The organism is Polaromonas sp. P1_F2, from assembly GCF_056405735.1.
On the sequence record NZ_JBFUBN010000005.1, the window covers coordinates 1 to 11,700 of the forward strand.

Annotated in this window: 11 protein-coding genes; 6 read left to right on the forward strand and 5 right to left on the reverse strand. The window is 64.2% G+C overall.

From position 1 onward, the window contains the following. Positions 1–288 precede the first annotated feature (288 nt). Complete coding sequence (locus AC1D0O_RS11590) at positions 289–543, reverse strand: acyl-CoA-binding protein (RefSeq protein WP_436156770.1); 255 nt, start codon at positions 541–543, stop codon at positions 289–291. A gap of 144 nt (positions 544–687) precedes the next feature. Between AC1D0O_RS11590 and AC1D0O_RS11595 the strand changes: the two genes are divergently transcribed. Then, positions 688–2,220, forward strand: a complete 1,533-nt coding sequence (locus tag AC1D0O_RS11595) for a wax ester/triacylglycerol synthase family O-acyltransferase (RefSeq protein ID WP_477653680.1) — start codon at positions 688–690, stop codon at positions 2,218–2,220. A gap of 19 nt (positions 2,221–2,239) precedes the next feature. On the opposite strand, the gene AC1D0O_RS11600 is transcribed toward AC1D0O_RS11595, so the two are convergent. Next, positions 2,240–3,007, reverse strand: coding sequence for a type III pantothenate kinase (locus AC1D0O_RS11600; RefSeq protein ID WP_477653681.1), 768 nt, complete (start codon positions 3,005–3,007; stop codon positions 2,240–2,242). 83 nt (positions 3,008–3,090) lie between these two features. Beyond that, the gene (locus tag AC1D0O_RS11605; RefSeq protein ID WP_477653682.1) at positions 3,091–3,759 is read right to left on the reverse strand and encodes a helix-turn-helix transcriptional regulator; all 669 of its coding nucleotides are present in this window, start codon (positions 3,757–3,759) and stop codon (positions 3,091–3,093) included. Between the two features lie 90 nt (positions 3,760–3,849). On the opposite strand from AC1D0O_RS11605, the gene AC1D0O_RS11610 reads away from it, so the two are divergent. Both AC1D0O_RS11610 and AC1D0O_RS11615 read left to right on the forward strand, forming a co-directional pair. Then, positions 3,850–5,151 (forward strand): sensor histidine kinase, encoded by a 1,302-nt coding sequence (locus AC1D0O_RS11610; protein WP_477653683.1) that lies wholly within the window; start codon positions 3,850–3,852, stop codon positions 5,149–5,151. A gap of 58 nt (positions 5,152–5,209) precedes the next feature. Further along, entirely contained in the window at positions 5,210–6,196 is a 987-nt protein-coding gene (locus AC1D0O_RS11615; RefSeq protein ID WP_477653684.1) for a response regulator, read from the forward strand. A 301-nt stretch (positions 6,197–6,497) separates the two neighbouring features. Here AC1D0O_RS11615 and cqsA read toward each other — a convergent pair whose 3' ends face one another. Together cqsA and AC1D0O_RS11625 are read right to left on the reverse strand one after the other, a co-directional pair. Then, positions 6,498–7,751, reverse strand: a complete 1,254-nt coding sequence (gene cqsA / locus AC1D0O_RS11620) for an alpha-hydroxyketone-type quorum-sensing autoinducer synthase (RefSeq protein WP_477653685.1) — start codon at positions 7,749–7,751, stop codon at positions 6,498–6,500. 224 nt (positions 7,752–7,975) lie between these two features. Next, complete coding sequence (locus AC1D0O_RS11625; protein ID WP_477653686.1) at positions 7,976–8,419, reverse strand: rhodanese-like domain-containing protein; 444 nt, start codon at positions 8,417–8,419, stop codon at positions 7,976–7,978. Between the two features lie 221 nt (positions 8,420–8,640). Between AC1D0O_RS11625 and AC1D0O_RS11630 the strand changes: the two genes are divergently transcribed. The 3 genes from AC1D0O_RS11630 to AC1D0O_RS11640 all read left to right on the forward strand — a co-directional run bounded on the left by AC1D0O_RS11630 (position 8,641) and on the right by AC1D0O_RS11640 (position 11,699). Continuing rightward, on the forward strand, positions 8,641–9,561 hold the full coding sequence (locus AC1D0O_RS11630) for a PPK2 family polyphosphate kinase (protein ID WP_477653687.1): 921 nt from the start codon (positions 8,641–8,643) through the stop codon (positions 9,559–9,561). A gap of 312 nt (positions 9,562–9,873) precedes the next feature. Beyond that, the gene (locus AC1D0O_RS11635; protein WP_477653688.1) at positions 9,874–10,983 is read left to right on the forward strand and encodes a TRAP transporter substrate-binding protein; all 1,110 of its coding nucleotides are present in this window, start codon (positions 9,874–9,876) and stop codon (positions 10,981–10,983) included. A gap of 89 nt (positions 10,984–11,072) precedes the next feature. Beyond that, positions 11,073–11,699 (forward strand): TRAP transporter small permease subunit, encoded by a 627-nt coding sequence (locus tag AC1D0O_RS11640; RefSeq protein WP_477653689.1) that lies wholly within the window; start codon positions 11,073–11,075, stop codon positions 11,697–11,699. Position 11,700 lies beyond the last annotated feature (1 nt).

The window sequence follows — 11,700 nt, forward strand, 5'->3', positions numbered from 1 at the left end:
CGATTGCCCCGTCCTGGCTGGGCCGAGGAGCGCAGAGACAAGCGGATCAGGGCCGGCGTTGTCTGAGCGAAGCGAGTTTAGCCGGACCCCGCTTGGCTCGAGCACCGCAGGTTGCCCGAAGCGAAGCGTAGGGACCCAGACTGCGGGTCGCCTTTTCTTTGGTGACTTTCTTTTGGCGAAGCAAAAGAAAGTTACTTGCCGCCGGGCAACCCCCGGCCAGCAGAACTAAGAAGAGAGAACCGGAGCGCAAAGGCCGGAGCAAGACCGGCCAATCCGTGCCTGAAAGGCTCAGCTCAAGTCGGCAATCAAATCAATGTACTGCTGCATCGCATCATCCTGCGAAGTACCCTTAAGACTATTCCAGGCATCCCACTTGGCGCGCGCAACCATATCGCCGAAGCCGGGCTTTTTCTCCGCGTTGTCGCCAACGCTGCCTTGCTTGTAGAGCGCGTAGATCTTCAGCAAGGTAGCGTTGTCAGGACGCTCGCTGAGGTTTTTCGAATCGGCCATGGCTTTGTCGAAGGCGGCTTTCAGGTCTGACATGAGGGATCTCCGTTTTTTAGAAGTGGGTCACCAATGACGGTGCTTGGGGTAACTGCCCGGTATCTTAGCGAGGCCGTTCCTTGCAAAATAGGGAAGTTACCCCATCCGGGGCGGATTCTCAGAAGTTTTGCATCGGGAGTGCTCATGGTTACACGCGTTACCGCCCAGGCCGCCGGCCGGAAAGTGGCAAAAAACGTCCAGAAGAACGTCAAGCGGGCCGTCTCGGGAACCCTGGGCATTTCGGGTGAGCGCATGAGCAAGGTCGATACGGCCTGGCTGCGCATGGACAACGACGCCAACCTCATGATGATCGTGGGCGTGTGGCAGCTGGCGCCGGGCGTCAAGCACGCGGCGGTCTGCGAACGCATCGAAAACAGCCTGCTCAAGTACGACCGCTTCAAGCAGCGCGTGATGGAAGACGCGGCCGGTGCCACCTGGGTGATGGACCGCAACTTCGACCTGGCCAAGCACGTGGTGGCCGAGAAACTACCGAAATCAGCCAACCAGGAACAAGCCCTGCAGGACCGCGTGGCGGTGCTCGCCACCCAGCGCCTGGACCCGAAACGCCCCTTGTGGCAAATCCATTTGATCGAGGACTACACCGGGCCCGACGGCGTCAAGGGCAGCGCCATGATAGTGCGCATCCACCACTGCATCGCCGACGGCATCGCGCTGATCTCGGTGACCATGTCGCTGGTCGACGGCGGCGCGCCGCCGCCTGAGCGGCGCAAGAAGGCCGCAGCCGCCGCAGGCACGGAAGACTGGATCGCCGACACGCTGCTCAAACCCTTCACCGACATCACGGTCAAGGCGCTGGGCGCGGTGGGCGAAGGCGCGGCGCGCTCGCTGGGCATGCTGGGGGATCCTAAAAAAGGCATGGAAGACGGCATGCACAGCTCCATGGACATGGCCAAGGTGCTGATGCAGGTGCTCAAGGACGGCGCCGCGCTGGCCCTGATGCCCGACGACTCCAAAACCCGGCTCAAGGGCAAGCCCGGCGGCGCCAAGAAGGTGGCCTGGTGCCAGCCGATCCCGCTGGACGAGGTCAAGGCCGTGGGCAAGGCGCTCAACTGCTCGATCAACGACGTGCTGCTCAGCTGCGTGGCCGGCGCCCTGGGCGAGTACCTGAAAACTTTCGGCGACGAGGTGGCGGGCCAGGAAATCCGCGCCATGGTGCCGGTGAACCTGCGCCCGCTGGACCAGGCGCACAAGCTGGGCAACCGTTTCGGCCTGGTGCCGCTGGTGCTGCCCATAGGCGTGGACAACCCGATCGAACGTGTCTACGAGGTGCGCCGCCGCATGGCCGCGCTCAAGGGCAGCTACCAGCCGCTGCTGGCCTTCAGCCTGCTGGCGGTGGCGGGCCTGCTGATCAAACCGGCGCAGGACGTGATGCTCAACCTCTTCGCCAAGAAGACCACGGCGGTCATGACCAACGTGCCGGGGCCGCGCGAAAAGCTCAAGTTCTGCGGCTCCACGCTGGAGCAAAGCATGTTCTGGGTGCCGCAGTCGGGCGACGTGGGCCTGGGCGTGTCCATCCTGAGCTACGGCGGCGGCGTGCAGTTCGGCGTGATCACCGACAGCACGCTGTGCCCGGAGCCTCAGCGCATCATTGATGAATTCGTGCCCGAATTCGCCAAGCTTTCTATCGTGACCTTGATGCTGCCCTGGGGAGAGTGAGCGGCCTGGTGCCGCCGCTTCAGGGGGCGAAACGCCGGGAAGCTATTTCAAGCAGTCCGTCGAAGATGAGGCTGTCCACCAGCTCGAACCTCACCGACATGCTGGGCGCCATCTTCCAGCCTGCGCCGCCGGTCATGATGCATTCGGGCGTCTCGCCGCAATGGCGCGTGATGTTTTCCACCATGCGCTGCACCGCGCCGGCAATCGCGAAAGTGCCGCCGCTGGTCAAGGCGTCGCTGGTGTTGGTGGGGAAGTCGCGTACTTCGCCGGTGGGCACATGCAGGCCTGCGGTGCCGGACTCGAGCGCGCGCAGCATGATGCCGTGGCCCGGCAGGATGATGCCGCCCAGAAATTTCCCGGAGGCGTCTATGGCCTCGACGGTGACCGCGGTGCCGACCATGACGACCACGCAGGGCTTTTGCACGCCGCGCGCCAGCAGGCGATGCCGCGCGCCAATCATGGCGACCCAGCGGTCGGCGCCCAGGCGGGCCGGATGGTCGTAGCCGTTGCTCACGCCCGCCTCCTGCGGGCTGGAGACGACCCAGCGCGGCGCCACGTCCCAGAGCTCCATCTGCTCGGCCACGCGCCGCTTGATGGCATCGCCGGCGACGATGCAGCCCAGGATGCGCGTAGGCACGGGCAGCGCGTTCCACTCCTCTTCCGCGAGCTTGTCGATGTTCTCCAGGAACACCGCCCCCTGCGCCAGCAGCCTGGCACCCGCCGTGGGCGCCTCGTACTGGGCCCATTTCAGGCGGGTGTTACCCACGTCAAGCGCTAGAAAGGTCATTTGGCGGATTATGAACAGGTTTGGCGCCCGCCCCCGGCTGCCCGCCTAGGGGTTTCCAGTAGGGCTTTGCGGGAAATACAGGCTCAAATGAGGCCAAACCAGCAGGCGCGCTGGATGGCGGCCAGCTTGTTGTCGACCCTGAGCTTGGTCATGGCATTGGAGAGGTGGAAGTTCACGGTGCGTTCGCTGCAGGCCAGCAGCTCGCCGGTTTCGCGCGCCGTCATGCCCTGGAAGGCCAGGCTCAGGCATTCGAGTTCGCGCGGGCTCAGCGGGCTGCGCGCCTCGGCCAGCGCACGCTTGAGCAACGGCCAGATGTTGAGCGCCGACCAGGCCAGCAGGGCCGCTTCGCTGCGGTCGTGCCATTGGCGCGGGCTGAAGAGGTAGCACTCGAAGGCGCGCCCCACGGTGACGGGGAAGGCGATGCGGACCACGCTCTGGTAGCCGTGGGCCAGCCAGAGCCGGCGCCAGCGGCCCAGGTTTTCGAAGGCCGATTTGGAAATGTCCTGCCAGGCCACCAGGGGCGCGTCGGAGTCGCGCCAGGGTGCGCCGAAGTCGCGGCTTTCAGCCAGGGCTTCGGCCGCTTCGAGCAGGCGGGGCGGGTGGATGGCCAGCACCAGCCGGTCCTCCTGGCCCGCAAAAGGGTCGGGGCCGAGCACCATGAGGGCCTCGACCGAGAATTCGCGCAGGGCGCACAGCCAGTCGCTGATGACGCCGTCCAGGCTCACGCTGTCAAAGTTGGCAGGTAACAGCATTAGCTTGACGGAAAAAGAACCGGGACAATACAGTCACATGTCAAATGCATCATCAGTCAGGTTCCCTGTTGTGCTGGAGAGATTTCTAAAGTGAGGAGCGCCCGCTTTCATGCGTGGCTGGCACAGCGTCCCTTGCTCCAGTGGCTGCGGGAAGAACTGGTACTCGCCCCGCTGGAGCCCATTTTGCATCCATCGCCGCGGCGTCTGTGGTGGCTGGGACTTTCTTTTTTCTCGGGCAATGCCCTGTTCGCCTGGATCTGGTCGGCCTGGCTGCCCCAGCCCTACGAAAACCTGCCCCTGCGCGTGGGCGCCAGCCTGCTGGGCTACAGCCTGATGACGCGGCGCGTCAACCACGACCCGGGCAGCCGCCTGGCGCAAAGGGTCTTCGGCCTGGTGTTCTGGGTGGAGCTGCCGGTGCTGTTCAGCTGGATGTACCTGTGCAACAGCGGCAGCACGGTGTGGCTGGCCACCATGGCGGCCATGGTGCTGATCTACTACCACGTGACCGACTGGCGCCTGGCCACGCTGGGCACCATCACGGGGGGCCTGCTGGCATTCGGGGCCTTCATGGCCATCGGTCCCGCGGTTCCCTTGCTGCCGCCGGAGCAGCGCGCCGTGCACGCGGTGGTGTTCGCGTTTGCCTGGTCGATCGCGCTGGTGCTCAACCTGTCCTCGGCCAACCTGCGGCGGGAGCAGCTCTCCAGCACGCTGACCACCATCGGCATCATGGCGCATGAACTGCGCACGCCGCTGTCGACGGCGGCCCTGCTGGGCGACGCGATCCAGCTGGAGGTGCAGCGCCAGCCCGACAACCCGCGCGCGCAACAGCTGGACAAGCTCGCGCTGCGCCTGCACGCCCTGGTGCGCAACATGAACCACCAGATCGACACGCAGATCGCCAACGCCAAGCTGCTGCAGCTGCCGCGCTACACCGAACGGGTCCTGGCCAGCCAGGTGGTGCAGGAAGTGGTGGTGGGCTACCCCTACCAGTCGAGCCGCCAGCGCGATTGCGTCAAGGTCATCCTTCATGACGATTTCAGTTTCCGTTCCTCGGCCACCCAGTTTTCCCAGGTGCTGGACAACCTGATCAAGAACGCCCTGCACTCGCTGATGGCCGCCGACTCCAAATACCCGAGCGGCGCGCTGCGCATCGAGGTGCGCCAGGCGCAGGGGCGCGGCCGCATTATCGTCGCAGACGAAGGCATGGGCATAGATGCCGCCCTGCTGCCGCAGATTTTCAAGCCTTTTTTCTCCAGCAACCGCGGCACAGGCCACGGCCTGGGTTTGGCCTTTTGCCAGCAAGTGGTACAAAGTGCAGGCGGCAACATTCATGTGAAATCCGAGTTTGCCGTGGGCGCCGTTTTTACCATCGAGCTGCCCATCGCGCCTTGACGGCCTGTTTTTTGCAACTGTATGACTGCTTTTGACAACCTTCCATAAAACGACAAACATGTCCTTTGCACTCTACCGCCGGCCGGGAGGCGTGGTCTTTCTGGACGACGACCCGGACTATCTTGAAATGCTGGCTGAAGTCATGCCGCTGGACTGGTATGTGCGCCTGTTCCTGCGGCCGGTGGCCTGCATAGAGCTGCTGCTGAAGGAGCCGGCCCGCTGGGAAGCCGATGCCTGGCGCCAGCAGGAGATCATCAACCGCTGGCGCGAAGGCTCGGCCCTGATTCCGCAAATCCTGCAGTACTGGCGCGAGGACGGCACGGCGCGCTTTGCGCTCACCCAGGTCTGCGTGGTGGACTACTCGATGCCGGCGATGAGCGGGCTGCGGGTGCTCAGTGAGCTCACGGGCTGGTCCGGCGCGCGCGTGCTGCTGACCGGCCGCGCCGACGAGCAGCTCGCCGTGTCGGCCTTCAACCGCGGGCTGATCGAGCAGTTCATTCCCAAGCAGTCCCCCGAAATCCGGTTGCGCCTGACCGACGCCATCCAGGCGCTGCTGCGCCAGCCCGACGGGCGGCACCAGCAGACCTGGCGCTCCACGCTGTCGCGCGAGCAGCACGCCCTGCTGTGCGAGCCCACGATCGCGCAGGAGCTTGAAAACCTCGCACTGCGCCAGGGCTGGATAGAACATGTGGTCATAGGCGCGCCTTTCGGCGTGCTGGCGCTGGACCGCAAGGGCAGCGCCAGCTGGCTGCAGCTGGAACCGGCGGGCAAGCTGCGCGAACTCGCGGAAATCGCCGAGTCGCAAGGTTGGGATGCGGCCACCGTGGCCGACGTGGCCGTGGGCAAAAAACTCATAGACCTGGAACTGCAGCTGGCGCTGGGCGCCGGCCAGAAGCCCCAGCCACGGCAGGCTTTCGCGATCTCCTCCGGCGACGCCGTGCTCCACGCCGCACTTTTCAGCATCGGCGAGCCCTTCAGCCCAGGCTTCATGACCAGCCACGAGCGTTTTATCGCCACCTCCGGCGAAAGGCAGCTGCAGGACTAGGGCCTGTTAACGCTATTTATGCAAATGCGAATGGGGTTAAAACGGCGCCAATCAAGGCGCGCGACGACGCCCAGACCGGGTGTCTGCGCTAGGAGCGCAACGCGGAGTGGCGCCGTTTTAACCCCATTCCCTCCGGGTTGCGATCAAAAAGGCCTTGCGCGGCGTTGCAAAGCCTTGACGGGGTTCACCCCGCCTGCGTTTTGCGCCTTGCTCAAGGCCTTTTTGACTCGCAACGCATCTTGCATAAATAGCGTTAACAGGCCCTAGCGCGGGGCGTGCCGGGCCTGCGCGGCCCATGGCGTCATGCCTCGGCCTGTCCGGCCCGGGCGCGCCGCGCGATCGGCCAGTCCCAGGGCTTCACGATGGGCGCGATCTCGCGGGCCACCGCTTCCACATGGTCCAGCTCGGAGGCCGTCAGGCCGGCGTTCAGTGTCATGCGCATCATGGCGCGTTTGGCGCTGGTCGCCGGCGCGCAGAACATCGACGAATACACATTGCGCTCCTCCAGCCGGTCGCGCAGCACCATGGTGTCGCTTTCCGAGCCGACCTCCAGCGCGATGATCTGCTGGGTGCCCTGGTGGATGGGGTAGCCGAGCTCGCTCAGCGAGCCGCGCAGCCGGCGGGTGTTCGCGTGCAGGCGCACCCGCGCGTCGTCGCTCTTGCGGATCACGTCCAGTGTGGCCGCCAGGCCGGCGATCTCGTGCGGCAGCAGGCTGGAGCTGAAGATGTTGGGGAAGCTCGAACACAGGATGTAGTAGCGCATATGCGCCGGCGCGGTGAAAAAACCGGCGCGGCCCGCGAAGGCCTTGGCCAGGCTGGCAGTGATGAAGTGCACCCGGTCGGTCAGGCCCAGTTCGGCGCACAGGCCCGCGCCCTGCGGCCCGTGCGTGCCCAGCGAGTGGGACTCGTCGACCAGGATCATGCAGCCGTTCTGCTCCGCCACGTCCACGATCTCCACCAGCGGGGAAACGGCGCCGGTGGTGCTGTAGACCGAGTCCACCACCACGATGCCGGGGCCGTTGCGGGCGATCATGCGCGCCAGGTGGGCCGGGTCGTTGTGGCGGAAGGCGAAAGCCGGCGCGCGCGCCGCGTGGGCGCCTTCCCAGAGCGAGGCATGGGCCAGGGTGTCCAGGTAGACCGGCGTCTGCGCGTCGGCAATCGCCTGCAGCAGGCCGACGTTGGCCGCGTAGCCCGACTGGCAAATAAAACCGTCGTCCTTGCCCACCCAACCGGCCAGCGCCATCTCCAGCGTGTGCGTCGGGTGCTGGTTCAGGTGGAAGACGCCGGACTGGACGACAAACTCCTGTTCCTTGCGCAAGGCCTCGACCTGGGCATGCACGATCTGCGGATGCCCTGTCACGCTCAGGTAGTCGTTTCCATCCAGGCGTATGGCATTGGAGTCGGGTGTCCGCCCGTGGAGCATGAATTTCCCGCCCCATTGCTGGTCCCAGCGCGGTTTGAAATCGCGCGCGATGCGTTCACTCAGCCGGGAGCCTAGGGTGGGGTTTGAAGGCGCCTTGACGGCGGGTGACAGTTCGCGTTCGAGTACTTGCATGGGGGAGCTCCGTTGGAAAGAAGAACCCCATTGAAAGCGCTCAAACAAATTGATACGTGTTACCCCCTGTCAGAACTGACAGGGGGTACCTCCATACAACAAACCTCAGATGTCGTGGTGTGAACTATTCACTTCATTTTTATGAGACCCGTACGCCATTCCCTTACAGGTTGAAGTTACGAAAGGTACAGATTTCCCCCCGTTTGGCGGGGTTTTCGGGTGCTTCAGCCCTGCTTCCACGGCAGGCCCTGAAAACGCCAGCCGCCCTTGCGGCCGCGCTGCCCCTGTTCGTCGGCGTCGCCTTCAAAACCTTCGAGGATGTTATAGGCCTCAAGGCCCAGTTCCGCCGCGCGTTTGGCCGCCGCCACCGAACGCACGCCGCTGCGGCACAGCAGCACGGCTTTCTTGCCGGCGGGCACGGCCGCTTTCAAACCATCGTCAAAACCCGCATTCACCGCCATGCCCGGCCATTGCTTCCACGCCAGGGGCACCGCGCCCGGCACATAACCCACCCATTCGCGTTCAGCGTCCGTGCGCACGTCCACCAGCACCGCCTCGCCTGACTGCACCCACTGCAGCGCCAGGCGCGCCGGTATGTCTCCGGCATAACCGGTGGCCGGCCGGACTTGAAGCGGGGAGGAAGTGTCCGCGGATGTGGGGCTTGTCATGGCGTTGCCTGTCCTGTGAATGTGAAGTGATGACTTGGTGGGATGGGCCGGCGGCGGATGAAACCGCCAAGCCAAGTTTATTCCCGGGCCGTCGCCCCCGGCAACAGCAGGGAGAAAAGCCAGGCGTCGAAGCCACCACGCCGCAAAAACCAAGCGCCATGCACAATCACAATGGACGGCGACGAGCCGTCCCAGCCACTCAGTCGGACACAGGAGACCCCATGCCCTCTACCCGCACAGACATCCCCCTTTTTCCCGACGCCGCGGCCGGCAAGGCGGACCTGAAAGCCCTGGCCAGGCTGCTGGCCCGATGGCAGCCGCCGCAGACCGATGCCGACGGCCTGCCGCCGTCCGGCAAAAAAGCGAAGGCCTGGGCGCTGGCCGGCCTGGACCCAGCCGCCAAGCCTTTTTCCAGCGGCGACAAGCAGCAGGACAAAACCCTGGTCGACACGCTGGCGGCCGAACTCGACGAACTGCAGAACCTGTTTTATGCCGACAAGCGCTTCAAGTTGCTGGTCATCCTGCAAGGCACCGACACCGCCGGCAAGGACGGCACGCTGCGCGGCGTGTTCGGCCGTATCAGCCCGCTGGGCGTGCACACCGTGAGCTGGCGGGCGCCCAACGAAGCGGAGCGGTCGCACGACTACCTGTGGCGCATCCACCAGCAGGTGCCCGCGGCCGGCGAGATCACCCTCTTCAACCGCAGCCACTACGAGGACGTGCTGGTGCCGCCCGTCAAGGGCTGGATCACGACGGCGCAGACAGCCGAGCGCTACCGGCAGATCAATGACTTCGAGCGCCTGCTCGCGCAGACCGGCACCGTGGTCCTCAAGTTCATGCTGCACATCAGCCGCGATGAGCAGCGCGAACGCCTGCAGGCGCGGCTCGAGGACCCGGCCAAGCAGTGGAAATTCAATACGGACGACCTGGAGGCGCGCAAGCAGTGGAAGCAGTACCAGCAAGCCTACGAAGACCTGCTGCGCGCCACCAGCACACCCTGGGCGCCATGGACAGTGGTGCCCGCCGATTCCAAAACCCACCGCAACCTGATGATCGCCACCGTGGTGCGCGCCACACTGGTGCAGCTGGGCCTGCGCTTTCCGCCCGGCGATCCCGCTCTCAAAGGATTAAGAGTTGAATAACCCCCCGCCGTTCTCACTCCGCTTCGCTGCGTGTAGTGCCTACCCCCCTTGCAGGGGGCGACGCGAGGCGCCCGGCAGAGCCGGTTCGCCCGCGCCTGCTGGCCTAAAAGATTGCAAAGGATCACGGCAGCGCGTTGGACACCTGCAGCCGATTCCCGCCCGTGGTGCAAAAACTGTTTCACCCGGATCGGGGGTAATCGAAACGCCAATCAGCCGCCTGCGTTGGTGGAAACCCTCTTTGTAAGGGATGGGCAAGACGGAATGATGAGTGTTCTTAGTGTTCTTACTTTCCCAAACAACAGGAGACAAGTCATGACCGAGAGCAAAAGCCCCCGCAGGCGCGGCCTGCTGAAAGGCGCCGCGATTGCCGCGGGCGCCCTGTCCGCCCCGATGGTCGCCATGGCGCAGACAACGTCCTTTCGCTTCCAGAGCACCTGGCCGGCCAAGGATATCTTCCATGAATTCGCCAATGACTTCGCGAAGAAGGTCAACGACATGGCAGGCGGCCGCCTGAAGATCGAAGTGCTGCCTTCGGGCGCGGTGGTGCCGGCCTTCCAGTTGCTGGAAGCCGTGAACAAGGGCACGCTGGACGGCGGCCACGGTGTGGTGGCCTACCACTACGGCAAGAATTCGGCGCTGGCCCTGTGGGGCTCCGGCCCCGGCTACGGCATGGACTCCAACATGGTCCTGGCCTGGCACAACTACGGCGGCGGCAAGGCCCTGCTCGAGGAGATCTACAAGACCATCAACATGGACGTGGTGTCCTACCTTTACGGCCCCATGACCACCCAGCCGCTGGGGTGGTTCAAGAAACCCATCGCCAAGGCCGAGGACCTCAAGGGCCTGAAATACCGCACGGTGGGACTGGCCGTGGACATGTTCACGCTGATGGGCGCCGCGGTGAACCCCTTGCCGGGCGGCGAGATCGTGCCGGCGCTGGACCGCGGCCTGATTGATGCGGCCGAGTTCAACAACGCCACTTCCGACCGGATACTGGGTTTTCCGGACGTGGTGAAAAACTGCATGCTGCAAAGCTTTCACCAGAGCGGCGAGCAGTTCGAAATCCTGTTCAACAAAACCAAATACAACGCCTTGCCGGCCGAGCTCAAATCCATCATCGACTATGCGGTGCAGGCGGCCAGCGCCGACATGAGCTGGAAAATGATAGACCGCAACTCGACCGACTACATCGAGATGAAGAAGCAGGGCATCAAGTTCTACAAGACCTCGGATGCCGTGCTGAGGGCCCAGCTGGACGCCTGGGACAAAACCATTGCCAAGAAAGCCGGCGAGAACCCGCTGTTCAAGAAGGTGCTGGATTCGCAAAAAGCTTTCGCCCAGCGGGCCGTGTCCTGGCACAACGACTATTCCGTCGACTTCAAGATGGCCTACAACCATTATTTCTCCGGCAAAAAAGCCTGACCGCCAGCGCTTGAGCCTGAAGTACAGCAGCCATCCGGTTCCGCCTGGATGGCTGCTTTTCTTTGTCGCAGCCTGCCATCGGAACCGCCATGAACGTTCAACGTCTCCTTCACACCGCCGACGCCATCAGCACCTGGGTGGGCAAGGCCTTTGCCTGGCTCATCGTGGTGCTGATGTTGCTGGTCTGCGCCGAGGTCTTCAAGCGATACGCGCTCAACGCGCCGACGGCCTGGATCTTTGACGCCAACAACATGCTCTACGGCACCCTGTTCATGATGGGCGGCGCCTACACCCTGGCCCACGACGGCCACGTTCGCGGGGACTTTCTGTACGGCAGCATGAAGCCGCGCACCCAGGCTTCGCTGGACCTGGTGCTGTACCTCCTGTTCTTCGTGCCGGGCATCGCCGCGCTGACCTGGGCCGGTTGGACCTACTTCAACGACTCCTGGTCCATCCACGAGCAGACCTTCAACGCCGACCCAATTCCGCTCTACCCCTTCAAGTTCGTGATCCCGCTGGCCGGCTCCATCGTGCTGATGCAAGGCATCGCCGAGATGATCCGCTGCGTGGTGTGCATCAGGACCGGCGCATGGACACCCCGGCTCAAGGACGCCGAGGAAGCCGACGTCGTGGCCCAGCAACTGGCCGGCAGCGAATTCGTCGATGAGGACGCCAAGCGGCTTGCCATCGAAAAATCCATCGGCATGAAAGGCTGAA

Excerpts from the sequence above, each read along its gene's own strand:
- AC1D0O_RS11590 (WP_436156770.1), bottom strand. The coding sequence starts at position 543 with ATGTCAGACCTGAAAGCCGCCTTCGACAAAGCCATGGCCGATTCGAAA.
- AC1D0O_RS11595 (WP_477653680.1), top strand. The coding sequence starts at position 688 with ATGGTTACACGCGTTACCGCCCAGGCCGCCGGCCGGAAAGTGGCAAAA.
- AC1D0O_RS11600 (WP_477653681.1), bottom strand. The coding sequence starts at position 3,007 with ATGACCTTTCTAGCGCTTGACGTGGGTAACACCCGCCTGAAATGGGCC.
- AC1D0O_RS11605 (WP_477653682.1), bottom strand. The coding sequence starts at position 3,759 with ATGCTGTTACCTGCCAACTTTGACAGCGTGAGCCTGGACGGCGTCATC.
- AC1D0O_RS11615 (WP_477653684.1), top strand. The coding sequence starts at position 5,210 with ATGTCCTTTGCACTCTACCGCCGGCCGGGAGGCGTGGTCTTTCTGGAC.
- cqsA (WP_477653685.1), bottom strand. The coding sequence starts at position 7,751 with ATGCAAGTACTCGAACGCGAACTGTCACCCGCCGTCAAGGCGCCTTCA.
- AC1D0O_RS11625 (WP_477653686.1), bottom strand. The coding sequence starts at position 8,419 with ATGACAAGCCCCACATCCGCGGACACTTCCTCCCCGCTTCAAGTCCGG.
- AC1D0O_RS11630 (WP_477653687.1), top strand. The coding sequence starts at position 8,641 with ATGCCCTCTACCCGCACAGACATCCCCCTTTTTCCCGACGCCGCGGCC.
- AC1D0O_RS11635 (WP_477653688.1), top strand. The coding sequence starts at position 9,874 with ATGACCGAGAGCAAAAGCCCCCGCAGGCGCGGCCTGCTGAAAGGCGCC.
- AC1D0O_RS11640 (WP_477653689.1), top strand. The coding sequence starts at position 11,073 with ATGAACGTTCAACGTCTCCTTCACACCGCCGACGCCATCAGCACCTGG.